This window comes from Pseudoxanthomonas sp. CF125, from assembly GCF_900104085.1.
Taxonomy (GTDB): domain Bacteria; phylum Pseudomonadota; class Gammaproteobacteria; order Xanthomonadales; family Xanthomonadaceae; genus Pseudoxanthomonas_A.
The window spans coordinates 442,659-466,561 of record NZ_FNLD01000003.1; the positions used below are offsets into that span (position 1 = coordinate 442,659).

Here is a 23,903-nt window from a genome sequence, read left to right on the forward strand (position 1 = left end):
TGCGAGAGTCGACTACTGCTTCTCATTGAGATTGGGTGCGTCACCGCAGTACAGATCAAAATAGAAGTCTTTGGATTTCTCTGAGATGTAGACGCTCTTGCCCAAAGAGGTCGCGTAGAACCGCGACCAACCCACATAGGCGCCGACGCTGTTCTTCGCGTTCAGTTCACCGCAGTAGATCAAGCTGACTTCCTCAGGCGGACCTTTCAGGTGAATCGTCCTGAGACTCAGATTGCGAAACTGGACCGAGAACGGGTCTTTGAGAGAGGACTTTTCGATGATGAGCTTCCTGATGGGCGCATCGTCATCAAATGGAACGAAGGGTGGAAGATCATCCGTCGCTGCCTTAACGGCGCTGCTGACGATCAGAAGTCCACCCAGTACCACTAACAGCTTGGTGACCGACATTGCTTTCTCCACTAGCACGCCCCGTTGGGTGCAGATAAACTACGTTGAACGTAGTACGAGTTCAATAGGCTTCCCGGCATTCTGTTGGCCCTTGTCACTTGCTGGCCTTATGCCTGGATCACTTGCGACGCAGCATTTCGCCCGCCGGCTTAAGGCGGCACGGCTTGCTGCCGGATACACGCAGACCGAATTGGGTGTGCGTATCGGGCTGGAAGAAGATGTCGCCTCCACCCGCATCAACCGGTACGAGAAGGCTGTGCACAAGGCAGACATTGAGACGATCGAGAAGATGGCGCGGGAGCTGGGGGTGCCGGCGGCTTATCTGCTCGCCTCTGACGACCGTCTCGCCAAGGCGATCCTTGGCTTCGCAAGCCTGAAGCCTGGCGATCAAGACGCTGTGCTGGCTGCGATCAAGAAGCTCGCTCCGAATCTCCCAGATATCGTTTAGCCCGACATTCCACCATTTGGCGCGGCTTGTTCTGGCACTAGGACGTCGGCCCTGATCGAGGGAGCCTGAGGTTAGACGTTTTCGCAATGGGTTGCTGCGCATGCCTTACACCCTCCCCATTGCCGCCAGGCTGGTGAACGCTTCAGCCGTCACCACAAAGTGGTCTAACAACCGGATGTCCACCAATCCCAACGCCTCTTTTAGCTTATTGGTCAGCGCATGATCTGAGAGGGAGGCCGTAGGATCGCCAGAAGGGTGGTTATGTGCACAGATCAGCGCAGCCGCGTTTAGCTCAAGGGCACGCCTGACGATCACGCGCGGATGGACTTCGGCGCTGTCGATGGTGCCGGTGAACGCCGGCTCAGCTTCTATGATCCTGTGCTTGGTATCCAAATACAGCACGTAAAACACTTCTTGCTCGAGGCCCGCCAGGCGCATCTTCAGGAAGTCCGTGGCCGTAGTCGGGTCGGACAACGTACCCAAGCGTCTCAGTCGCTTGCGCAGGATCGCCGCCGCTTCGTTGAGAATCGCTTCGTCATTCCACACTTTCGAGCGTTGCCGGAGGAATGGCCTATCGGAGATGATCATGGGCATTGAGAATGAAGGGATCGAGTTCACGGATGTAACGCGCCAGCATGTCCAGGGAGGCATGCCCGGTCTGGCGCTGAATCGATACCAGACTCGCCCCGGCTCTGACCGCTGAAGTGACGAAGCCGGCACGTAGGCTGTGACCGGAGATGCGATCGACCGGAAGGCCCACGGCCACGGCATATCGCTTGATGATCAGGCTGACGGACTGATCTGATAAGCGGGCACCTGATCTTTTCGACTTCAGCAGGCGTCGGAACAACGGACCCGAACGGATGCCACTGGCATACAGCCATGCGCGCACGGCAAGCACGGTACAAGCGTCGCCGGTCCCATGGGGCACGCCGATCAGTCGAGTCTTCCCGTACTGATCATTTTTGCTTCGCCTCAGGCGTACCGTCAGGCCCGCTTCTGTAAAGCTCAGGTCCTCCACATTCAGAGACACGACCTCTGAACGACGGAAGGCGCAGGAGAAGCCAAGCATTAACAGTGCTCTGTCCCGCGTCTGGGTCAGGCCTACCGTGCGCTCGAACATCTGCTGCAAGTCTGCGTGCAAGATGGGTTGCGCCTGACGCGGCGTAACACCGTGCACCCGTTTTACTCCACGCATGAGCTTCTTGATAAGCGTGCTTTTAGTGGGATCGGTATGGCCCTGCAGTGCATGCGCCATGCCGATACCGGTCAACCGACGCTCTAGGGTTCGTACCCGGAACACCTTTGCCCGTTCGTTGATGTACTCGACGACCTGTTGCTCCGATGCCGGGAGGCACCCGCCCCATTTCAGGAAGTCGCGTAGGTCACCTGCGTACGCCCGTCTCGTCGAGTCCGACCAACATGCGGCGAGGTAGCGCTCAGTTGTCGGCTCGAGTGCAGTGAGCGCGACAAGGTCACTCATACGTTTGGCAAGAAAGCCAGGGTAGGAACGTATTATCGATACCTATCTCGGTACTCATGAGACGGTCCTTACGTTGACTTGACGGCGGAAAGCGTTGAGTTGGGGGAGGTCGTTGGCCATGTCTGATTTGAGTTGGGCGATTTGGTCTGGTGGTATGCCGAACCGACCTAGAGACACTTCTTCGGACCACTCACGAATGGCTGGGGCGTGTAGGACTTCGAGGGGTCGGCTCAGGTGTCCGCCTTCTGTGTAGAAGATAAGGTGGCCTAAGGCCTTCTTGAGGTTGCGAACTCCGAGAGCCTGGAGACGGCCACCCCATGGGGTGTGTCTGAGGAACTCGCCGATGGCCTGCATCCCGGGGGCTGAGTACATGCAGAAGGCAAAGGCCGGCAGACCGCTGATGAGGTCCCACGAGGCAGGCGCAGGTGGCTTCGGAGTGGGACAGGTGCGCCCTGCTCCTATGAGCTGGTGGGCCGGCACCAGGAGGGCGTTGAGGGCTTCCGTCCCTGCCCCACGGACCGCAATAAAGCGGACCAGGGGCGGTGCCTGGATCAGGTCCAGGTACTCGTCTCTGAGGCGCGGGTTGCCCCTGCTGATAGTCCTCCATCTGCCGGCAACCTGGGTTGAGTAGGCCGCCGTCTGACGCCAGGCGGTGGCGAGTGCGAGGAGCTTGGGCTTGTCGAAAACTCGAAGGCTTGAGCCGACGTCCAGAAATTTGGTTGCAAAGGTGTCAAGGGGGAGTAGGCAGGCAAGGTCGCAAGCCGTGCGGGATTTGCGAGCACCCGCCAGTTCGGCTGAAAGATGGCTGGCCAGCTGGCGGTCCCCCAGCCTTCTCTGCAGAACCCGCTTGCCCGCAATGGCGAGGACGCTAGCGGAAACCTCAAGGTTGCCAACGGAGATGTCTTCAAGCACGACGATGCGGATGCGTCGCCAGAAGTAGTCTGGGTCACGACGATGCAGCTCAAGGCCACATCTGGATGCCAGGCTGGCATCGCTGCGTCGGATTGCCTTTTGCCAGGCGCTTGAGAGAAGTGAGAAGTCGTGTCGCGCTAACGCAGGCGAAACTGTCGCGACTGGAGCTTGGGTGAGACTTTCACTGAGTGCTTCTAAGAGGTTCTGCTCTTGGGCCTTGAGGCTATCCAAGGAAAACGCAGTGGAAGGGTGATTTCATACTTAGATCGTATCTTTTGCCGGTCAAGAGGCAAGAGATATCTCAGTTCAAAACAAAAAAAGCCGGTCAATGTAGAGCTACATCCACGAGCAATCAATCACATCTGTCAATCTCATTGAAAAGTGCCGTCCATTGCCAGCAATCTAGCCAATCCGCATCCAACGCCTCAGAAACTTGAGGACACCGAAATCGATGTGGCCCGCGACATAGCCACATTCCACAAAGGTTGCAAGTTGGTCAGAACTTTTCAAACCACCCTGAGGGCACGCGCCTCTATTCTCCAAGGGAACGTTTCAACAGTCCTTGAAAATATCTTCTATCGCTGATCTTTAGCCGCCTACCATTTCGCCCATAAGCCTGCTGCAAGCGTATTGATATCAACTCGATGATCTTATCTTTGAACTCGTCACGCCCCGCGCAAAGTGCATCCCTTACCTCACACGCATAGCCCCCAGCAATGCGTGGAGACATGTTCACCAATACGAAGCGCAGGAAGTCCATCGCCACGGTCGCAGCTGAAGGGAAATCTATCGTCGGCCTCTTACAGGTGTCGAGCATCGTCTTAACCGATGACGATACTGAAGTTGCTTTAGCTTTAGCGGCATGGGCAAGGTCTTCGGTTCTGACGCTAATGAAGTCTCTCCCAGTCTGGATCATGGCGACTATACCGGCAACATACGAGTCAAGGGCGATCACGCCGCTTTCCAGCCCGACCATCATAAATGGCTGTATCCACGCAACATCTGCGACGCCGAAGTCCTTGGCCAAAAGCCTCACAGTTCCATCTTCCGAAAACAGTACGGCGCCCTTCTCCACTGACAGATAGAACGAGTCAATCACATGCTCGTCCAGCACCTGCGCATAGCGACGAATATTCTCATCCACTTGGGGCGACCCAATCGTCGGGGATACGTGACACTTATCGAGATTCTCAAGAATCCTCTCGAGTTCGATCGTTCTGCGTGCGTGTTCTTCACTATTGGCCTCAAACAGAACTAGCCCGTTGCCGCTGTCGGCTAATGTGGCTGCAGGTTTCTGTTTAGTGTGAAGCTGAAGAATGTTGCTCACCTCGTCCTTGACGGACTGTGCGACAAATGGATTGCCCACGACTCTGATGAACTGGTCGAATAACCCAAGTCGCGTAAGTTCAGTAGCAGTAGCCAGGTCTATGACGTACGTCTTGTCCGAGGCCTTGATAACTCGAATCGCTTCGTCGCGCTCCGCTTGCGTGCCCGTGCTCACAAACATATCGAACTGAGAATAAGGCCATTCCAGCATCAGAGTTATCAGATCAGTGCCGATCCACTTGGCCAGCAAACTCAATGGAATCTTGTTCTTCTTATAGCTAGAGAAGGCCGTTTCAACCAACTTGCGCCTCTCCTTCGCTGGTGTGGCAATAGCATCAACATCCAGCTCCCCGTCCGTCTTGTAAGCTTTCACGCTCCAAAGCGGTCCATCTTGGGCGGCAGACGCCGCCAAACGCTCTTGTGCTTTCCGAACTGCAAAGACGTATGCGGAAATAACGTCTACGACCTCTGCATCACAAGAGCCAGCGCCTCGAGCTACTGTTACTGAATCACCATTTTTCTTACCGATTAACTCGGCAGCCATCGGACTTGAAGCAACAACTTGCTCCGGCCAGGACCCTATCGAGCTTGACTCATCAATAAGAATCCACCACTCCTCAGTACTATTCCTCAAAAGAACTGCGGACGTCGCCGTGATTTGCTCCGGTGAGTTCATCTCCGTGGTTAGTGGAGCCAGCAGAACTTGGCTTAAGTAGTATCCCGCAATCTTTGTGCTATCCGGATTGCCTCGGTATAGCGCGTACAACCTCGCGATAGCTAGCGAAGCGAGGCCCGCATGCACTTGGTACTTCGCAAACTCGAACTCGCTTTCGGGACTACTTTTCTTGAACTTCGAGTCCTTAGCCAGAAAATCCCTCAGCTCCTTCAACTTTCCAACACGATACAATGCACCGGCATACGCCACTGCAGTTTGGGCCGACTCTGGGCAGCGAGCGATTTCAAGCTCAAGCAGTTCTTCTAGACGCGCCCAATTTGATGTTCTCCGGGCAAGGTTACATTCAATTCTCCGAATCGTCGGATTCTGTCTCTCAGTATTCGAGAGCCGATCCAAAGTGCTCTGGACCTTCCACCGCTGATCTGTTTCGATCAAGCTAATCAAGAAGTTGATCGTCATCTCGTCGGCACTTGGCTCTGTTACTAGCGCCTCGTACAAATTGGCTGCGGCCTCGAAGTCTTCAAGCCTGAAAAACAGCTCTGCTAGTTGAATTTGATAGAAGAGCGCCTCTCCGGTGATGATGCCACTGCAAACGTGACACTGGTCGAGGGCTTCAGCCCTGCGATCAGCACGCAACAGCAGATCAGTTAACACAATGTGGCCGAGCACATGCGAAGGATGATTGCGTAGATGGTCTCTTAAGCCTTGGATCGCGGAATCGCGGTCACCCACAGCCCACTTAAGCTGGAAGTCGAGCAGCCGTATATCGGTCAATACTCCACTGTCATAGTCACGGTCCTCAATATGCCGAACAACATCCTTGTACCACTCAGGCACTCCTAGCGTCGCTGCCACTTCGGCAAGCATAGTCAGAACAGGCAAAGGCAGGGTGTCGAGCTGATGGTCAGTTAGCCTCCTGATCTCCTCTATATTTTTCTTCCCCGCCAAATAGAGAACGCGCACCCTTAGTAGCGGTTCGGCGCTAGGGTGCTTGTGAAGAAATACGCTGGAAATCGCTTGAACCCTTTCATCCTTACCCACGAGCCAAAGTGCATTTACGACATTGCAGGCCACTTCTTCGGAGATGGCTTCGGATTGAATTTTTGGAAGCGTTTGCTCCAGTGGCTCCAAATGGTCAATCGACCTTGTCAGAGCTGACTTGATCTCTTGGCTCAGGTGGAAGTTTCGCGCCCGCGCCGGGTCCTGGATTGCCCACTCTAGTGATTCAATCAGCAATGCGCGTTTCGTAGAGAACGACGCTTTGTCACTGCTAAGGCACAGGTCAAGCAGTTCGACTGCAAGGCGAAACTCCTTCTTCATGGACGCCAGTCTTGCGCGCGAAAACAACAGTTCGTGATGCTGTTTTATCTCCTCAGGTATGTTGGCTTCCGGGTCAGCAACGCCAATTGCATGCATTGCATGAATCTTCACTGCCCAAAGATTCGCAGTGTCACCGAAGCGCCTGATACCTTCCTCGCAAGCTTCAAAGGATTCGTCTGTCCTTCCTAAGATGAACAGCCCATGCGCACGATTTACTGACGCCGTTTCGTTGTCGGTGGCGAAATCGAAGGCCCGTATATAGCCCTCTGCCCCGGACTTAGCCCTTCCTTCTTCTATCTCAATCGTCGCCCAGTTAGTGTGCCAACGAAACTTAGAAAATTGGTCCTTGAAGTCGTCAGGGGAGCCGATTGCCTCAAGAATGTTCTTAGCGTCAGTTGTCCGCCCTTCTCTCAAAGCGTCACGGACGGTGTCCAACTTAGCGACTATATAGGGGTCGGCTTCGTCGCCTTTTGCCTCTGGGGCTTGGAGAGATTTGTTGTACGCCGTGACCAATGCGCTGGTATGCGATTCTATAGCCGCAAGGGTGACATGGCTGAGATCGATGGCTTGCCTGGTGTCTTTGGCGATTGCCAAATGCTCACTCGACGCTTCTAGCACTTCTAGTTGAAAGGACCCTGGGAAATCGGATATGAACACCCGACCGACTTGAGGATGCATTCGCAAGTGGCCACACAAGTCACCCCAGAAATCAATCGATACGGTGAACTTCTTGGACGTCTTTCGTTCTTCACTTAATTTTGCAACCGCGAGAATCAGCTTTGGATCGCTCCCGGCTGTCGTTGCAAAGAGCAGATGATCTATCTGGAGGTCAGTCGCCGCATCTGCCTTTCTAATGTCTGAGAGGACGGTAGACAGCGTGAATGCCGTCTTATTGAAGTGCTTGCACTGCACGCCCACTCGCTGGGATTTGAACACTCCAAGAATGTCCACGCCGAACTGAGCCTGACCTACACGACCCACACGCACGCAGGTCAAGTCCTCCCACATCAGCTTGTACAGCTGATGGCACATCTCCTCGAAGTCGCCTTCTGAATCTGGCTTTGCGTATTCCTTACTTACTGACATGCGACACCCTAGTTCCCCCAATGTTCTGGAGTCTGCCCTAAACCCTATCGAGACGCATCTGCGGAGCCACCTTTGATCCTCTTTGGCTCCACACTACGATTCGGGCACTGAACGGCAACGACTGATCCGCCCTATCTCCAATAGCCTGATTTCATCTGTGCGGTCGGCCCCACTCCTCCACCGGCCGCAGAAGCCGGCGTTTTGCCAGTAGACCCTGCTGTGAAGTATTTACAGCTTCCCATCTACGGCGTGGAGAGTGTTCGGCATGTGCCTGACCTGACATATCCTAGGAACGAGCGGGAGCCGACCGTCCACAAGTGGGGGAACCATGGGGCAGGATTCAAGCGACTATCAGGGGCATTTTGCGAATTATGCCGAGTACTCGAAAACATTTCGTGCTTGGATGGTGGCGTATGGGATCGGAGGACCGGTACTGTTTCTGTTGAACAAGGATGCGCCGCAAGCTATAGCTGCTTCCCCCAACGTGGCCTGGATAGTTGGCCTTTTCCTCACTGGAGTCGTACTACAAATCCTCCTGGCGCTTTTGAATAAATGGGCTGCCTGGCATATGTACCGTGGTGCACTAGCCATGCATCTTGATCAGCAGGGTGACACGGAGTGCGACTACCACAATTTAAGCAAGAGCTACAGACGATGGCGCTTTATAAACAAGCAAAGCTGGATCGACTACGGAGTGGACCTGGTTTCTGTCATGGCGTTTTCGATCGCCACTTGGTTAGTTCTGTCAATTCTTCTCACGGCTCCTAAAGGTCAGAAGGAGAACGTGAGCGCCCATCCGGAGTGCCAGATGACCCCTAGTACAGACACCCGCCGCAGTTTCAGTCTGAGGCTAGACAGTTCTGCAACAAGTGCTGAAGTGTCAAGTTCAGGCTCTAAGGGTAGACAACACTAGTGCAGCGAAGCTATGGCCAGCGCATTCTCATGCAAGCCTAGTTTGTTCAACCACCCGAGGGAGCTCGGGTAATTAGTCCATGCCTTTCCGGGGTCCCACCAAGGCGCTACTCGCTCCTTAAGCTCGCTCCATAGCATTTCCTTTTCGTTCTTATGTCGGTCGTGAAACACTAAGTCGGCCGGCTCTCCGCTCTCCACTCTTGACCGGAAGCTGGACAGTATTGGTGATCCAGGAGCTGCGAGATCACCGCGATGAAGTGCCAAGAGGGAGCTGTACGGGTTGTGCACGTGTGGAAGACTGTTTAACAGTATCGAAGGTCTCCTCAGGCGTGCTTCGATTCTCAGTCTAGGTGCCGGCAGCGTAATGCCATGGATGTCACTCAGCTGCTTGGCTTTGTCATAGATGTTGAACATCCGCTGGCCGTTGCTAAACCCCAGGTAGGTGGACCCCACTGATTCCAGGCTGGCGTCACCGGTGCGCAAACGGCGGTCCACGAATATGTAGTCGCTGAACTGCTCACCTTCGACGTCTATCGCAATGTCCGCCTGTTTCAGACCGGCCTTCTGCCAGAGAGACTGAAATCCGTAGTCGTACATCAGTCCAAGGTAGGCGTTGAGATATCCCCAGTCATCTGCAGCAACCTTGCTTGGATTGAACGTAACCCATGAGTAGTGCCTGGGAAGCACGTATCCGTACCGGGTGACCAACGAGGACCCGCCCAGCAGTGGCTGGGAGATTATGGTGTACGGTCTGTGAGCCTTCTTCCAGGTCTTGCCCGGGGGCTTGAACTCGTGATCCTTGACGCTCAGTCCGAAGGACACCACTGCTTGGTACTCACTATCTGCCTTCACATCTGGTCCGTATCTGTACGCCGTTGTTAGTTTGTCTACCACCATCGATATCTTATTCATGGCTCTTGACCTCTGGATTTCTTAGTTGAATGTTTGAGTTACTTGCTATTTCTAGTGAGGCACGGGCATCCACCCATGCGTAGAGGTCAGCCAAGCGGATTCGCGCGCTATTCCCAGTTCTAACCACCCAAGGTCCACTTCCCAGCGCAATTTCTTGCCTGAGGCTCCCTTCCGACCTTCCGAGCAGTTCGGACGCAATGCGGATAGTCACAAGCCTCTGTGCTCCCCGCATGTCGCGGCGCTTAAGTGTTATCTCTGTCTCCATTTGGGTAGGAACTCCCTAATCGTCCTTGAGTGCCAATAGGGCCTAGTGTCCTTGCCGTCGCGCTGCGGTATCTCCCCCGACTCCTCTTTTTTGTATAGCGTTTGATGCGATATCTCCAAGACCGTCAGCACGTCCCCGATTCGCATGCGCCACTCCAGCTCGATAGGGTGTTTCAATGGCCTGGCTCTACTCACGGCGCATCCTTTTTCACGTGGGACGCCGGTAGACCTGGCGGCGTAACTAATGGGCGAATGGTTTCGGTAAACCAATACGGTCTCCCCGGCCGACCAGAAGTTAGATGCATCAAGTCGTAGCCGTCTGGTTTAGGGATTCCGCCGTCATCGATTCGCTTATAGACCGTCTGGTGAGACACGTTAAAAAGCGCCATTAGATTCGAGACTCGCAGCCGCCCTGGCTGATCGAGAGAAATACAGGGAGCCTTTGGTTTGCGCTTATAGGTGATCTTGGTAATGACCATTTCTTGCCGTCCCTTCATATTTTTGAGTCAAAGAGGCCCACGCACGGCGCTAACTTGCGCTGTACTTCTGCGTCCTTCACAAGGTCGGGATATGCCCTTGGCGCAGCCCTTGAGCTGCAATGCATCCGTGATGGCGGGATGATGGCGCTGTGATTTTGGCAACGCCAGAGGCGAGTTCGCCGATTGCACGCCGATTGCACGGGAATGGCCCTTTTCGGGGTGAAAAGTGGCAAATTTGATCAAATATCGCGCATATAAAATTTACTCATATGCGTGTAGTTCGTTCGACCCGGCATGATTTGCGTGGTCGTCTGGAAGCAAAGTGCGCAGACATTTCGTAAGCGGTTGAAAAGCTGCGAGAAATATCTGCGAGCGCCGGTAGAAGCGCGTTTCGCGTATCTAAGAGGCCTTCTTAAATTGCAGTACGTTGCCGATAGTTGCTTTCGCCATCATTGACCAGTCCGACATCAGCTTGACCCTGTCCGTCCAGTAGACCGCGTGGTTATAGGCGGCAGCCGTTCGATTCCGGTCTACCTGGTGGGCGAGCTGGGCCTCGATGACATGGGGACTATATCCGCGCTCGTGGAGAGCCGTAGAGGCCGTTCCTCTAAACCCATGCCCTGACAACCTGCCCGCGTAACCCATACGGTAGAGCACCTGGTTAATGGTGTTGGCGTTCATGACGCCCTCTGCGCGCCTTGCATTGGGGAAAAGGTACTTGCTTTCCCCAGTAAGCCTCTTGAGCCGATCTAGCAGCATCAGCACCGCATCGGCCAACGGCACCATATGCTCACGGCGTTTCTTCATCTTGTGGGCTGGAATCCTCCAGTGCGGTCCAAGCTTATGATTCGCATCAAATTCGAACTCAGACCATTCTGCAAGGCGAAGTTCCGCTGTTCGAACAAACGTGAGTGCCAAAAGCTCGACCGCAATCTTTATTGGCTCGCTGGCAGCAACGCCCTCTAAGTCAGTCCAAAAGGCGTCCATATCTTCGAGCTGGAGATGCACGTTGTGCTTGGGCGCAGGTTTGCTGACTACCTCCCCCAGGCTCCAAGTGGGATCAAAATCATATTTGACTAGTCCCTTGGCTGCGGCATGCTTAAAGACCCCGCGACATAAATGCAGGATTTGAGCTGCCGTCGTAGTGGCCCCTCGGTCTCTTACCCGCACCTTGCTCTGGTGGGGCATTTGGACCTTCTTTCTCTCAGCTACGGACTCTAGAATCGGCCCGATCTGGGCGGCCCCAACGTCTCCAATCCGCAGCGCACCTAGCTTTGGGAACACTTCACGGACAAATATCCTTTCGTTTTTGCTCGCGTATCCAGGCGTCCACCTTTTGGCTGGATCGCCCTTCGTGGTCTTTTTCAGAAGGTAATCGCGAGCGACTTTCTCGAAGGTGTTCTCGGCGTCCTGGCTTAGCTGTTGCCGCTTTGCGCGGCGTTGCTGCCCAGGGTCTAGATTCTGATCGACTAAGGCTCTTGCTACGTCATGCGCCTTACGCGCATCTGCGAGGCTTACTTCAGGGAACTGTCCAATCGTGAAGCTTCGCTCTTTACCAAGATGGCGATACTTATAACGCCACGTTTTTGTCCCTGTCGGAGTAATCGCAAGGAATAGCCCTCCACCGTCGGTGATTTTCTGCAGCTTGCCGTTGGACTTCAGGTTGGCAACGGCCGTGGCCGTGAGTACGCGTTTCATGCCGGCTCAAGTAGGTAGTTTTGATACCCCCAAGAATACCCCCAATATCACTGAATTTGGGGGTATCGCGCCTGACACGTCCTGACAGGTGATTGCGATCAAACCGCTATTCTTAAGCTGTTTTCTTACAGTTTTCGTTCGGTCCTGATCGCAATAGTAGAGATAGAGCTTGGCCATGTGCGAATGTTACTGCGTAGCCATAGGGAACAACACGCAATCCCTCGGCATTCAATTCTCAGGGTCTAGCGGCGCTTCGCTTTCCTGCACGGGCAGGTTTTCCAGGTCGCCCACACTTACGCTGCCCTTGAATTCCTCGCGCCAGATGCGATCCTGCAACTTCCAGTACTCGCCGGGTTCCCAGAATTCGCGCGCATAGAAGCGCTCCGGATCGATGGAGCCTCCGCGCGCCAAATTGATGTACAGCGCCGAGGCCGATGAGTAGCCCAGCAAACTGCCGGTAGAACTGCGCTGCCCTCTGCGCATCGCTTTCTCCTGTCGCCCCTTGGCTACTTTGTCGGCGTATTCGGCGAGCATTCCTGGTTCGCGACGCCTGGCCTCATCGCGCTCCCCTTTATCGAGCTTGCCCCAATAATGCATCTTCCAGACATCGAATTCCGGATAACCACGCTCGGCTGCGAGCGCCATCCACAGGAACGCTTGCACGCGGTCCTGTTCGCCCCCTTGTCCATTCCAGAACATTTCGCCCAAGCGCGCTTGCGAAGGCTTGTCGCCGTAACGCGCCGCCAAGCGATAGTGCTTTCGCGCGTCCTGGTGGTTGCCGCTGGCATCGGCGCGCATGCCCGCGCGGCGGTGCCACAGATCAGGATGGGCTTCCAGAAAGCCCTCGGTCATCACGTCGGCCGGGATTTCTTCGAATTTCGAAGGGTCGGAACCGGCTTCTGCTGCGATTGCCCCTCCGAACGCGCTGGCGAGAATGAGGGAGAACACTATCCTTAGCACGTTCAGTTTCCTTGTTTCTCAATGATCTTGCGGGATTCTAGGCCTCACTCTTCCGTCCAATCTATAAACTAACGGCCTATCGCCGTTAGCCATGATCATGAACTCCCTCAACCAACCACAACGCGACGCCGTCAGGCACTGCGAAGGCCCCCTGCTGGTGCTGGCCGGCGCCGGCAGCGGCAAGACCCGCGTCATCATCGAGAAGATCGCCCACCTGGTCGCCTCCGGGCGCATGCCGGCCAAGCGCATCGCCGCGATCACCTTCACCAACAAGTCCGCCAAGGAAATGCGCGAGCGCCTGGGCAAACGCCTGAAGGGCGATGCAGCCGAGGGACTGACGATCTGCACGTTCCATGCATTGGGTTTGCGCTTCCTGCAGATCGAGCACGCCGCCGTAGGACTGAAGCGTGGGTTCTCCATCTTCGACGCCGACGACAGCAATGCGCAGATCAAGGACCTGATGCCCGGCGCCAAGAACGACGCGGTGGAAGCGGCCAAAAACCTGATTTCGCGCGCGAAGAACGCCGGGCTCTCTCCCGAGGAGGCGCTGGCTGCATCCAAGACCACGCGCGAACAGGAAGCGGCCAAGCTCTACGCGCGCTATCAGGCGCGGCTGGCCACCTTCAACGCGGTGGATTTCGACGATCTGATCCGCCTGCCCGTGCAGGTGCTGGAAAACGACGCCGAGATCGCCGCCGCCTGGCGCGAACGCATCGGCTACCTGCTGGTGGACGAATGCCAGGACACCAACGACGCGCAATACCGCCTGCTGAAGGTGCTGGCCGGTCCGCGCGGCGACTTCACCTGCGTGGGCGACGACGACCAGAGCATCTACGCCTGGCGCGGCGCCAATCCGGACAACCTGATGCAGATGGCGCGCGACTATCCCGCGCTGCAGGTGATCAAGCTGGAGCAGAACTACCGCTGCAGCAATCGCGTGCTGCGCGCGGCCAACACCCTGATCGCCAACAATCCGCACGAGCATCCCAAGAAGCTGTGGAGCGACCAGCCAGACGGCGACCGCATCCGCGTGTGGGAGTGCCGCGACAACGAGCACGAGGCGGAGAAAGTCGCCGCCGAGATCTCTTACCTGCACACCGCGCGCGACGCGCCCTGGAGCGACTTCTGCATCCTGTTCCGCGGCAATCACCAGTCGCGCCCGTTGGAAAAAGCGATGCAGCTGCTACGCATCCCCTACCACCTGACCGGCGGCACGGCGTTCCTGGAACGCCAGGAAGTGAAGGATGCGCTGTCGTGGCTGCGGCTGGTGGTCAACCCGGAGGACGACGCGGCTTTCCTGCGCGCGGTGCAGTCGCCCAAGCGCGAAGTCGGCGCGACCTCGCTGGCCAAGCTGGCCGAGATGGCCCAGCACGCGCACCTGCCGATGTCGCGCGCGGCCGAGTCGATGGGCGCGCTGAAGGCCCTGCCCCCGCGCGCGGCCAACGGACTGAGCGCGTTCAACGACATCCTGCGCGATCTGCGCGCCCATTCGGCGCAACTGCCCGCGGCGGAGCTGGTGCGGCGCTTGAGCGAACGCTCCGGGTTGCTCGCCGAGATCCGTGCGCAATGCAAGGACGATGCCTCCTTCGCGCGCCGCCGCGCCAACCTGGACGAATTGGCGGACTGGTTCGAGCATACCCATAGAAGCGAGGGCCGCGGCAGTGCGGGCGACCTGGCTGCGCAGCTCGCCCTGCTTTCGCGCAACGACAAAGACGACGGCGGCAACCAGGTGCGGCTGATGAGCCTGCACGCAGCCAAGGGCCTGGAGTTCCGCTACGTCTTCATCGTCGGCTGCGAGGACGGCACCTTGCCGCACGAGATGAGCCTGGACGAAGGCAACCTGGCCGAGGAACGCCGGCTGATGTACGTGGGCATCACCCGCGCCAAGCAGGGCCTGTACCTCAGCCACAGCCGCGAGACGCGCAGGTTCCGCGAAAAAGTGCGTTTGAAACCCAGCCGCTTCCTTGACGAGCTACCGCAATCGGAACTGCAACGCGACGGCGCCGATCCGGAGGCCGACGCGGCGAGCAAGAAAGAACGCGCCAGCGCGGGACTGGCGGCGATCCAGGCGCTGTTCGACTGACAACCCACCTTGTAAAGCCGAGCTTGCTCGGCTGCTTCTAGTCCGTAAAAGTTAAAAATATCGGATCGAACCTTTATCCCGTCGAACATCCCCAAATGGTCATCATCGGCGGTCAATCCCGAGCAAGCTCGGCTCTACAAGGAAGCAGTGGAAGGGCGATAATGGAATTCGTTGCGGACGCTGCGGTAGGCTGGACACCTTGGTCTATGGCGATACGAACACCATGAATCGTTCCAGTCCCGGCTGGCTATTGATCGCCTTCCTCATCGCTTTGATCGGCGTGGGATTTCGTTACTGGCAGATGGCGTACTCGCAGGTCACCCTGCCCGAATCGCTGTATGGCCCGGGGTTGGTCGCCGTAGGCGTGGTGGCGATGATGGCGCGCGCTTTCGGACTGGCGCGCTTCTGGAAGGTCTGGTTGTTGGTTGCCGCAAGCGTTCCTTGCGCCGTGCTGGCGCGCATTCTGGTCGAAGCGGTTTCCCGTCCCGGTACGCACGACCTCTGGCCATTGGAACTGGCCGTCGCCGCGGGCATGGGCCTGGTGGCTTCGGTGGCGGGCGCCCTGCTGGGCAGTCTGTTCCTGCTTCGCAGCAGCAAGCGTCCTTGACCGGTCGTCAATGATTCCAGCGGAGAACGTGCAGATGGTGTCTAACGAATACGCGCGTCGCATGGCGGCCTACAACCGCTGGATGAACGAGAAGGTCTATGCGGCGGCGGCACAACTCCCCGCCAGCGAGTTGGCCGCCGAGCGCGGCGCGTTCTTCGGCTCGGTACTGGGCACGCTCAACCATTTGATGGTCGCCGATCTGATATGGCTCAAGCGTTTCTCGGCGTTGCCCGACTTCCATGCAACGCTGGCGCCGTTGCGCGGCCTCGCCGCGCCGACCGCGCTGGATGCCATGCCGTATCCGGTTTTCGCCCAGTTGCGCGAACGGCGCCAGTGGCTGGACGGTGTGATCGAAAACTGGGCCGATTCGCTCGGCGGCGACGACCTGCAACAGGTGCTGGAATACTCCAACACCCGCGGCCAGCGTTTCCGCAAGCGCATGGACGGGGTGGCCATGCACTTCTTCAATCACCAGACCCACCACCGCGGGCAGGTCACCACGCTGCTGAGCCAGGCGGGCATCGATGTAGGCGAAACCGACTTGCGCGCCCTGATCGCGGACGAGCCCGACTAGGGCCGATTCAGGCTGCGCCGTCGCGCGCGGCCATGGCGGACAGGATCGCGCGCAGTTCGGCCACTTCGTTTTCCAGTGCCTGCACCCGTGCTTCCAGTGCCGAGGACGGAGCTTCGCCGGCGCTGGAGGATGAAGCGATCCGCGCCGTCACCGCAGCCACGTCCACCGGTCCGCTGAGCAAGTGCACGTAGCGGTCTTCGCGCTGCCCGGGACCGCGCGGTATCTGCTGGACCAGCGCCGGCTGGCGCTGGATCAGCCGATCCAGGTGGTGACGCACATCGTCGGCATCATTGAACGAGGCCAGCCGTTCGCTGCGCGCCAGCAATTCGTGCACGGTCTGCGGGCCGCGCAACAGCAGCAGGCCGATCAGGGTGAGTTGCTGCCTGGACAGATCCAGGGCTTTGTCGGCGCGGTGTTCGTAGCGCTCGGCGCGCGAGGAGAACACCTGTTTGGCCAGTCCTTTCTGCTCCAACTGGCGCAGCGCGTGATTCACATCGCCCGTATTCAGCGCCATCACCGGATCGCGCGCTGTTTTCTGGTTCGCCGCCACTTGCGCGGCATTGACCGTCAGCGGATAGGCATCGGGCGTGGTGGCTTCCTTTTCTATCAGGCAACCCAGCACGCGCGCTTCGGAGGTGGTCAGCACCACGGCGGAAGTTTCATCGGTCATAACCATATGCATGCATCCTCGAACAGCGCGCAAGGATAGCGGAGTACACGTGGGAGCGGCCTCCGGCCGCGAGCTCTTGTTTTTTGCGCCAGAGACTGGGAGTTCGAAGCCGGAGCTCGCGGCCGGAGGCCGCTCCCACGACAGGTTGTCATCGGCAACCGGTAAACTTCACGGACCGCCGCCCGATCGAATGCACTCCATGCGCCTGCTCGTTCTTGCCGTTTGCACCGCCCTGACCCTGTCCGCCTGCAAGCGCGTGGAGACGCCAGCCGCCGCAGCGCCGGCGGCCCCGACGGCGGCCGAATCGTCCAGTCCCGCGACTGCGCCCGCCGCATCGAATCCCGCCCATGACAACCTCAACGCCGTGGCCTGGGTGCAGACCTCGGTGGAGTACAAGGCGCTCAGCGAGCAGACTTACCGCGCCGCCGCCGACCACCTGGACAAGGCCCTGAAGGAAAAGAACTGGGATGCGCTGGTGCCGGAAGAGCGCGGTAATGCCGCCACCGGCCTGAAGCCGGCGGTGGTGATGGATGTGGACGAGACCGTGCTGGACAACTCGCCCTACCAGGCGCGGCTGATTCGCGACGGCGTGGACTACGACGAGGTCACCTGGGGCCAGTGGGTGGCGGAAAAGAAGGCCAAGCCGGTGCCGGGCGTGGTCGATTTCGCCAAGGCCGCCAATGCCAAGGGCGTAACCGTCCTGTACATCTCCAACCGCGCCGAGCATCTGAAGGAAGCCACCCTGGCCAATCTCAAGTCCGTGGGCCTGCCGGTCGCCGACGACAGCGTATTCCTGGGCCTGGGCACCTTCGTCAAGGATTGCGAACAGAACGGCAGCGAGAAGAACTGCCGCCGCAAGCTGGCCGGGCAGAAATACCGGGTGCTGATGCAGTTCGGCGACCAGATCGGCGACTTCGTGCAAGTGGTATCCAACACCCGCGGCGATCGCGACAAGCTGTACGCCGAATACCACGACTGGTTCGGCGAGCGCTGGTGGATGCTGCCCAACCCCACCTATGGTTCGTGGGAACCGGCGCTGTTCAACAACGAATGGGCGCAGCCGACGGAAGCGCGCCGCCAGGCCAAGCGCGACGCACTGGACTACGCGCCTTGAGCGGGCGCGGCAAATTGCAGCTTGGCCAACGCGAACGCCTGATCTTCGCGCTGGATGCGCCCGATCGCGAACAGGCCCTGGCCTGGGTGGACCGGCTGGGGGATTCGGTCGGCTTCTACAAGATCGGGATGGAACTGCTGGCCTCCGGCGACTACTTCATCGTGCTGGACGAACTGGCGCGCCGGGACAAGAAGATCTTCGTGGACCTGAAATTCTTCGATATCCCGGCCACCGTCGCCGGAGTGATCCGCGGCCTGTCGCGCTGGCCGGTCAGCTTCGCCACCATCCACGGCTGGCATGCCGGGATGATGCAGGCGGCGGCCGACGCCCGCAGCGGCGATTTGCGCTTGCTGGCCGTCACCGTGCTGACCTCCATGGATGGCAAGGATCTGCAACAGATGGGCATTTCCGGCGAACCGGCAGACATCGTCGTTCAACGAGCGCTTTCCGCCCAGACTTCCGGGATCGATGGAGTGATTGCCTCGGGGCAGGAAGCCGGCGTGATCCGCGCCGCCTGCGGACCCGGCTTCTCCATCGTCTGTCCCGGTATCCGTCCTGGCGGCCCGGTCGGCGACGACCAGAAACGTACCGTCGGCGTGGCGGAAGCTTTCGAGCGCGGCGCCGACGCCATCGTGGTCGGACGCCCGATCAGCCATGCAAGCGACCCGCGCGCGGCCGCCGAAGCCATCCAGGACGAAATTCCGGCCCTGTAATTCATATATATCAGTTAGTTACATGCTTTTAATTGAAGTATTGCATTAACTGTTAACGGGATTTAACATGGCGGCGTCCGGTTTCGGCCGGAAATGTGCCACAACACTGTCTACCGGCTTCGGCCGGCTTCAGAGGCCCTCTGCTTTCGCAAGAAAGCACGGCCTCTTTTTTATGGCGGATGTCTGAAGGCGCGCGCCGGGGCATGTCCAGCAACGTGAAGCCCGTGCTTGCTGGCGGCAGGGGGAGCAAAGCAAGATGCGGGAGGATCGGGGAATCCAACTTTATGCTTTCGCGCCTGCCCACATGCCGATGGATCTTGCTCGCCCTGCCCTTATGCGGCTTGCTGGCGCTGGCTGCGTGCAAACAACAACCCGCCGAACCGCGGGAATCGACCAGCGGACCGGCCGCCGCCGTTCAGCAGCTGATCCGCCGCCTGCACGACGACGATTTGGTCGGTTTCGCCCAGGCCGCTGTGCCGCCCGCCGAATACGCGCAGCTGGAAACCGCCTGGCGCGAAGGGCACAGCCGCTGGCCGCTGACCGAGTTGCCATTGGACGACCAGCTGGAAGCCCTGCTGTCAGCGTTGGCGGCGCCGGATTCGGAACGCACGCTGCAACAGAGCTTCAAACGCAACTTCGCCAATCAGGACAAGGACTTGAAGGACGCCGCGCGTTCGCTGGGGCTGTTCGGCGTGCAGTACGTCAAACGCGAGGGCGTGTACACCGACGAGGAGCGCGCGCACTACGCCCAGCTGATCACGGCCTTGAGCGAATGGGCCCAGCGCGCGCCTTTGTCCGATCCGCAACGCGGCATGGCGGCGATTCCTCCGCTGGTCGCCGCGGCGCGCAAGACCGGCCTGACCGACGAACAGAGTTTCCGCGAAGCCGGCATGACCGGCAGCCTGCAACGCCTGTCGCCGTTTTTCGCCCAGGCCAAGGCGCTGCTGGCCGGTTATGGGTTGCCACTGGACCGGAGCTTTTCGGAGCTGCGCACCGTTCTGGTGGAACAGAAAGGCGACCAGGCGCGCGTGCGCGTGCATTACCCACTGGGCGACCGCGAAATCGACACCGTGGTCAGCCTGCAGCGCCGCGCGGGCCGCTGGTACCTGACCGACTACCTGCGCCATGCGGAGCAGGCGCTGGCCATACCGGCTGAAGAACAAGCCCCCGAATCGCAGATCGGTCCCGGCACCCAGGTACCGCCTCCAGCATCCTGATCCGTGGGAGCGGCGTCCCGCCGCGAGCTCCTCGCGCCAATCCGATATAAAGCTCGCGGCGGGACGCCGCTCCCACCTGTCACTCCTCTGTGCAGACGCGATGGCGTTGACGGGTCGCTAGGCCATAATGTCGCCGATGCCTGAACAGAACCCCCTGCCGTTCCCGGACGCGCCGCCACCGCCGTCCGACCCTGCGCCAGAGCCCAAACCGCCGCTGGAGCCCTTCTCTGCGGGCCCGCGTCCCACCGCGCGCCCGGCCAAACGCCCGCTCTGGGCCAACCTGATGAGCAAGCTGGCCGATCCCTGGCTGACCCCCAGCATCGAGCCCGAAGACCCGCGCCAGTACGTGGACGCCCGCCCGATCTGCTATGTGCTGGAGGACTATGGCCTGTCCAACGCCCTGATCCTGGACCGCGCCTGCCGCGATGCCGGCATGCCCTCGCCGCTGTCCCCGCTGCCCGGCGATCCGCTGGGCCGCAAGCGCGCCTATGTGGCTCTGTCGCGACGCAATGCCGGTGCGCTGATCCCGGAGCCGGGCAGCACCAAAACCCATTCCGGCTCGCTCGCCCGCCTGCTGCAGGCCCATCGCGCCAACCCCGAACTGGACGTGCAGCTGGTGCCGGTGTCGATCTTCGTCGGCCGCTCGCCGGACAAAGCCAGCGGCTGGTTCTCGGTACTGTTCTCGGAAAACTGGGCCATCGTCGGCCGCTTCCGCCGTCTGCTGGCGATCCTGTTGAACGGCCGCGACACCATCGTGCGTTTCGCCGCGCCGGTTTCGATCCGCGAAAGCATCGCCGAGGATCTGCCGCCCGAACGCACCGTGCGCAAACTCTCGCGCGTGCTGCGCACCCACTTCCACCGCATTCGCGAAGCGGTGATCGGCCCGGACCTGTCCACCCGCCGCCTGCTGGTGGACCAGGTGCTGGCCGCCGAACCGGTGCGCGAAGCCATCGCCACCCAGGCCAAGCGCGACAACATCAAACCCGAGGACGCCTGGAAGAAAGCCCATGCCTACGCCTGGGAAGTGGCCGCCGACTATTCCAACCCCGTGGTGCGCTCGGCCAGCTTCCTGCTGACCCATGTCTGGAACCGCATCTACGACGGCGTGCTGGTCCATCACCTGGACAAATTCAAGGCGGCCGCCCCCGGCCATGAAGTGGTCTATGTGCCCTGCCACCGCAGCCACATGGACTACCTGCTGCTGTCGTATCTGCTGTACGAACGCGGCATCGTGCCGCCGCACATCGCCGCCGGCATCAATCTCAACCTGCCGGTGATCGGCACCCTCCTGCGCAAGGGCGGCGCCTTCTTCATGCGCCGCAGCTTCCGCGGCAATCCGCTGTACTCGGCGGTATTCACCGAATACGTCGCGCAGCTGGTGTCTGGCGGCTATTCGCTGGAATACTTCATCGAAGGCGGACGCTCGCGCACGGGACGGCTGCTGCAGCCCAAGGGCGGCATGATCTCGATGACAGTGCGCGCGTTCCTGCGCCAACCCAAGAAGCCGGTGCTGTTCCAGCCGGTGTACATCGGCTACGAGAAGCTGCTGGAAGGCAACAGCTATCTGGACGAACTCAGCGGCAGGCCCAAGGAGAAGGAATCGATCTGGGCGCTGCTGTGGGGCATCCCCAAGGTGCTGCGACAGAACTACGGCCAAGTGGTGGTGAACTTCGGCGAAGCCATCCCGCTCAGCGAAGTACTGGCCAAGCATGCGCCCGAGTGGAACGGTGAAGCGCTGGGCGAGGAAGACAAACCCGCCTGGCTGTCCGACACCATCGACGCGCTGGCCGATCAGATCCACGTACGCATCAACGCCGCCGCCGACGTCAACCCGATCAACCTGCTGGCGCTGGCCCTGCTGTCCACCCCCAAGCATGCGATGGGCGAAGCCGACCTGATCGCGCAGATCGAACTGTGCAAGACGCTGCTGGCCGAGATGCCGTATTCGGACCGCGTCACCATCACTCCGCACACGCCCGAACGCATCATCGCCCACGGTCTGGACATCAACGTCCTGCAACGCATCAAGCACCCGCTGGGCGACGTGCTGGACGTGGTCAGCGAAGACACCGCGGTGCTGATGAGCTATTACCGCAACAACGTGCTGCATCTGTTCACCGCCGCCGCGTGGATCGCCTGCTGTTTCCAGACCAACCGGCGCATGGTGCGGCAGCGGGTGATCAAGCTGGGCCGCTCGCTGTACCCGTTCCTGCAGGCGGAATTGTTCCTGCCCTGGAGCGAAGACGAATTCGCCGAACGCCTCGACAAGACCATCGACGTGTTCGTGCGCGAAGGCCTGCTGGAGCAGGTGAACGAAGACGACGGCGGCATCCTGCAACGCAACGCCGGCCAGACCGACGAAGTGTTCCGCCTGCGCGCGATCGGCCATTCGCTGCAGCAGGCGTTCGAGCGCTACTACATCGCCATCAGCGTGCTGGTGAAGAACGGTCCCGGCGTACTGGGCGCGGCGGAACTGGAAAGCCTGTGCCAGCAATCCGCGCAGCGCCTGAGCCTGCTGTACGCCCCGGCGGCGCCGGAGTTCTTCGACAAGGCCCTGTTCCGCGGCTTCATCCAGAAACTGCGCGAACTGAAGCTGGTATGGCCCGACGAGAACAGCAAGCTGGTGTTCGACGAGCGCCTGGATGCGTGGGCCAAGGACGCCAAGGTCATCCTCGGCCGCGAGCTGCGCCATACCATCGAGCGGGTGAGCCCGGAAGCGGCCAAGCCTGAGGTCGAAGTCACGGCGCAGGACTGAGCGCGCGTGGCCTGGAAGTCGAACGGGTTTGCGTTCTAGACTGCGGCTAAACCACAGGGGACCCATCCATGCCGATCCAACGCCTGCTCACGGGCGCGCTTTTGTGCGCGCTGTTTCCCGCGCTCTCCGTCGCTGCCAAGGAGCAGCGTGGCCTGGCTCTGGCCGATGTCGAAGTCGCCAAGACCTTGCCTATGCAGGTAATCGTGGCGCAGCCGCGGTTGCGGCCGCAGATCCGATACAACTACGTGGATACCATGCAGGCCGGCGTCGGTGCCGGCGATGGCCTATATAACAACCCCGGCGGCATGAGCTACGGGCAGGCGATGGGCGTCGGCCTTGCCGGCGGATTGATCGCAGGTGCGATCATCAACGGCGCCGAAAAAGCCACCGCCAAGCGGGCTGTGCGTGATCCCTATCAGCTGATCGTGCAGGCCAAGTGCGACCTGCCGCTAGTCGATTCGCACCAGGCCCTGGTCGCCGACGCACTGCAGCGCGCGCAATGGCGCCAGCAGGACGACGCCTCCAGGCCCACAATCGCCAAGGCGGGGCCACGTTATATGTTCACTCTGTCCACTAGTTTCACACCCGATTTCTCGGCGTTGACCACCACCATAGATGCGGCTGGCTACGCGCCGGATGCGGGCGGCAAGGCCGGTCGCAAGCCGACCTGGCAGGATTCGCTGGTGGTGGTTTCGGACGGCCTCTGGCTTGCGCCCAAGACCCAGGCCGACATCGAGCAGATGGTAGCGGTCGAGCAGCAGCGTTACGCAGCCAGCGGCGCCGACGCACTGATCGACAAGGTCAACGCCGCCGCCAGCAACGCGCCACGGCAGGACCGCAAGCGCGCGAGCTTGATGGCCAACCAGCATGCCCAGAACATGGCCGACGCCAAGGACGAAGGATGGTCCGATGCCAGCACAGCCATGCGGCGCGCGATGCTCTGGTCGCAAGGCGATTGCGCGTTGCTGAAAAAGACTCTGCGCAGCAATCTGGAACACGCCGACGGCATGATCCAGGCGCTGCTGCTCAATTCGTTACCGCCCAGACCGGAAACATCTTCGCAGCCAGCCCGGCCCATGGCCGCAGTGGTGACCAAGCGTCCGGACCCGGCGACGCTGGAGCTGCCGATCAGCGTGGGCGTGCCTGAAGGAACTGTGGTGGAAGAGCCGGTGTCGGTGCGGGTGATCGAGCCCACGCCTGGCGGGGTCTATGTTTCGCGCCTTTCCGCCGAGAACATCCCCTTGGGCTATCGCTACACGTTGCTCGACGACTGAGCGCAGGCGCGT

19 protein-coding genes are annotated in these 23,903 nt (G+C 59.5%); 10 read left to right on the forward strand and 9 right to left on the reverse strand.

Annotation, left to right across the window (positions count from 1 at the left end; all coding sequences use genetic code 11):
- Window positions 1-12 precede the first annotated feature (12 nt).
- Entirely contained in the window at window positions 13-408 is a 396-nt protein-coding gene (locus tag BLR66_RS15505) for a hypothetical protein (protein WP_093289074.1), read from the reverse strand.
- Between the two features lie 109 nt (window positions 409-517).
- On the opposite strand from BLR66_RS15505, the gene BLR66_RS15510 reads away from it, so the two are divergent.
- Window positions 518-856: a helix-turn-helix domain-containing protein gene (locus BLR66_RS15510; RefSeq protein WP_093289077.1), complete on the forward strand. Its 339-nt coding sequence runs from the start codon at window positions 518-520 to the stop codon at window positions 854-856.
- A gap of 105 nt (window positions 857-961) precedes the next feature.
- On the opposite strand, the gene radC is transcribed toward BLR66_RS15510, so the two are convergent.
- From radC to BLR66_RS15530, 4 genes are all read right to left on the reverse strand, one after another.
- A complete protein-coding gene (radC, locus tag BLR66_RS15515; RefSeq protein WP_093289893.1) occupies window positions 962-1,444 on the reverse strand; it encodes a JAB domain-containing protein in 483 nt (160 codons plus the stop codon).
- A complete protein-coding gene (locus tag BLR66_RS15520) occupies window positions 1,428-2,129 on the reverse strand; it encodes a site-specific integrase (protein ID WP_176943911.1) in 702 nt (233 codons plus the stop codon). Before BLR66_RS15520 ends, radC begins: the two co-directional genes overlap by 17 nt.
- 264 nt (window positions 2,130-2,393) lie before the next feature.
- Window positions 2,394-3,251: a hypothetical protein gene (locus BLR66_RS15525; protein WP_093289084.1), complete on the reverse strand. Its 858-nt coding sequence runs from the start codon at window positions 3,249-3,251 to the stop codon at window positions 2,394-2,396.
- Between the two features lie 532 nt (window positions 3,252-3,783).
- On the reverse strand, window positions 3,784-7,659 hold the full coding sequence (locus BLR66_RS15530; protein WP_093289087.1) for a PIN domain-containing protein: 3,876 nt from the start codon (window positions 7,657-7,659) through the stop codon (window positions 3,784-3,786).
- 328 nt (window positions 7,660-7,987) lie between these two features.
- Here BLR66_RS15530 and BLR66_RS15535 point away from each other — a divergent pair, with 328 nt between their 5' ends.
- Window positions 7,988-8,572, forward strand: a complete 585-nt coding sequence (locus BLR66_RS15535; protein WP_093289090.1) for a hypothetical protein — start codon at window positions 7,988-7,990, stop codon at window positions 8,570-8,572.
- Here the strand turns inward: BLR66_RS15535 and BLR66_RS15540 are convergent.
- The 3 genes from BLR66_RS15540 to BLR66_RS15550 form a co-directional block, all read right to left on the reverse strand.
- Window positions 8,569-9,483: a replication initiation factor domain-containing protein gene (locus BLR66_RS15540; protein WP_143014675.1), complete on the reverse strand. Its 915-nt coding sequence runs from the start codon at window positions 9,481-9,483 to the stop codon at window positions 8,569-8,571. The two genes, BLR66_RS15535 and BLR66_RS15540, sit on opposite strands and share 4 nt — an antisense overlap.
- A gap of 1,142 nt (window positions 9,484-10,625) precedes the next feature.
- Window positions 10,626-11,924 carry a tyrosine-type recombinase/integrase gene (locus BLR66_RS15545; RefSeq protein WP_093289096.1) on the reverse strand — a complete coding sequence of 433 codons (1,299 nt, stop codon included), beginning with the start codon at window positions 11,922-11,924 and terminating at the stop codon, window positions 10,626-10,628.
- Window positions 11,925-12,152: 228 nt separating this feature from the next.
- Window positions 12,153-12,884 (reverse strand): tetratricopeptide repeat protein, encoded by a 732-nt coding sequence (locus BLR66_RS15550; RefSeq protein ID WP_255402684.1) that lies wholly within the window; start codon window positions 12,882-12,884, stop codon window positions 12,153-12,155.
- Between the two features lie 97 nt (window positions 12,885-12,981).
- Between BLR66_RS15550 and BLR66_RS15555 the strand changes: the two genes are divergently transcribed.
- From BLR66_RS15555 to BLR66_RS15565, 3 genes are all read left to right on the forward strand, one after another.
- On the forward strand, window positions 12,982-14,967 hold the full coding sequence (locus BLR66_RS15555; protein WP_093289894.1) for a UvrD-helicase domain-containing protein: 1,986 nt from the start codon (window positions 12,982-12,984) through the stop codon (window positions 14,965-14,967).
- 223 nt (window positions 14,968-15,190) lie between these two features.
- The gene (locus BLR66_RS15560; protein ID WP_143014676.1) at window positions 15,191-15,574 is read left to right on the forward strand and encodes a hypothetical protein; all 384 of its coding nucleotides are present in this window, start codon (window positions 15,191-15,193) and stop codon (window positions 15,572-15,574) included.
- Window positions 15,575-15,608: 34 nt separating this feature from the next.
- Entirely contained in the window at window positions 15,609-16,148 is a 540-nt protein-coding gene (locus BLR66_RS15565; protein ID WP_093289105.1) for a DinB family protein, read from the forward strand.
- Window positions 16,149-16,155: 7 nt separating this feature from the next.
- On the opposite strand, the gene BLR66_RS15570 is transcribed toward BLR66_RS15565, so the two are convergent.
- Window positions 16,156-16,818: a YceH family protein gene (locus tag BLR66_RS15570; protein ID WP_093289108.1), complete on the reverse strand. Its 663-nt coding sequence runs from the start codon at window positions 16,816-16,818 to the stop codon at window positions 16,156-16,158.
- Window positions 16,819-17,008: 190 nt separating this feature from the next.
- On the opposite strand from BLR66_RS15570, the gene BLR66_RS15575 reads away from it, so the two are divergent.
- From BLR66_RS15575 to BLR66_RS15595, 5 genes are all read left to right on the forward strand, one after another.
- Entirely contained in the window at window positions 17,009-17,932 is a 924-nt protein-coding gene (locus BLR66_RS15575; RefSeq protein WP_093289111.1) for a 5'-nucleotidase, lipoprotein e(P4) family, read from the forward strand.
- A 14-nt stretch (window positions 17,933-17,946) separates the two neighbouring features.
- Window positions 17,947-18,645: an orotidine-5'-phosphate decarboxylase gene (pyrF, locus tag BLR66_RS15580; protein WP_343123924.1), complete on the forward strand. Its 699-nt coding sequence runs from the start codon at window positions 17,947-17,949 to the stop codon at window positions 18,643-18,645.
- 317 nt (window positions 18,646-18,962) lie between these two features.
- Complete coding sequence (locus tag BLR66_RS15585) at window positions 18,963-19,862, forward strand: hypothetical protein (protein ID WP_143014677.1); 900 nt, start codon at window positions 18,963-18,965, stop codon at window positions 19,860-19,862.
- 127 nt (window positions 19,863-19,989) lie between these two features.
- Entirely contained in the window at window positions 19,990-22,617 is a 2,628-nt protein-coding gene (gene plsB, locus BLR66_RS15590) for a glycerol-3-phosphate 1-O-acyltransferase PlsB (protein ID WP_093289120.1), read from the forward strand.
- 68 nt (window positions 22,618-22,685) lie between these two features.
- Window positions 22,686-23,891, forward strand: a complete 1,206-nt coding sequence (locus BLR66_RS15595; RefSeq protein ID WP_093289123.1) for a hypothetical protein — start codon at window positions 22,686-22,688, stop codon at window positions 23,889-23,891.
- The last annotated feature ends 12 nt before the right edge of the window (window positions 23,892-23,903 follow it).

What these genes read in the sequence shown, in the direction of transcription:
- BLR66_RS15505 (WP_093289074.1), bottom strand. Translation starts at nt 408, where the DNA reads ATGTCGGTCACCAAGCTGTTAGTGGTACTGGGTGGACTTCTGATCGTC.
- BLR66_RS15510 (WP_093289077.1), top strand. Translation starts at nt 518, where the DNA reads ATGCCTGGATCACTTGCGACGCAGCATTTCGCCCGCCGGCTTAAGGCG.
- radC (WP_093289893.1), bottom strand. Translation starts at nt 1,444, where the DNA reads ATGATCATCTCCGATAGGCCATTCCTCCGGCAACGCTCGAAAGTGTGG.
- BLR66_RS15530 (WP_093289087.1), bottom strand. Translation starts at nt 7,659, where the DNA reads ATGTCAGTAAGTAAGGAATACGCAAAGCCAGATTCAGAAGGCGACTTC.
- BLR66_RS15535 (WP_093289090.1), top strand. Translation starts at nt 7,988, where the DNA reads ATGGGGCAGGATTCAAGCGACTATCAGGGGCATTTTGCGAATTATGCC.
- BLR66_RS15540 (WP_143014675.1), bottom strand. Translation starts at nt 9,483, where the DNA reads ATGAATAAGATATCGATGGTGGTAGACAAACTAACAACGGCGTACAGA.
- BLR66_RS15545 (WP_093289096.1), bottom strand. Translation starts at nt 11,924, where the DNA reads ATGAAACGCGTACTCACGGCCACGGCCGTTGCCAACCTGAAGTCCAAC.
- BLR66_RS15555 (WP_093289894.1), top strand. Translation starts at nt 12,982, where the DNA reads ATGAACTCCCTCAACCAACCACAACGCGACGCCGTCAGGCACTGCGAA.
- BLR66_RS15560 (WP_143014676.1), top strand. Translation starts at nt 15,191, where the DNA reads ATGAATCGTTCCAGTCCCGGCTGGCTATTGATCGCCTTCCTCATCGCT.
- BLR66_RS15565 (WP_093289105.1), top strand. Translation starts at nt 15,609, where the DNA reads ATGGTGTCTAACGAATACGCGCGTCGCATGGCGGCCTACAACCGCTGG.
- BLR66_RS15570 (WP_093289108.1), bottom strand. Translation starts at nt 16,818, where the DNA reads ATGACCGATGAAACTTCCGCCGTGGTGCTGACCACCTCCGAAGCGCGC.
- BLR66_RS15575 (WP_093289111.1), top strand. Translation starts at nt 17,009, where the DNA reads ATGCACTCCATGCGCCTGCTCGTTCTTGCCGTTTGCACCGCCCTGACC.
- plsB (WP_093289120.1), top strand. Translation starts at nt 19,990, where the DNA reads ATGTCGCCGATGCCTGAACAGAACCCCCTGCCGTTCCCGGACGCGCCG.
- BLR66_RS15595 (WP_093289123.1), top strand. Translation starts at nt 22,686, where the DNA reads ATGCCGATCCAACGCCTGCTCACGGGCGCGCTTTTGTGCGCGCTGTTT.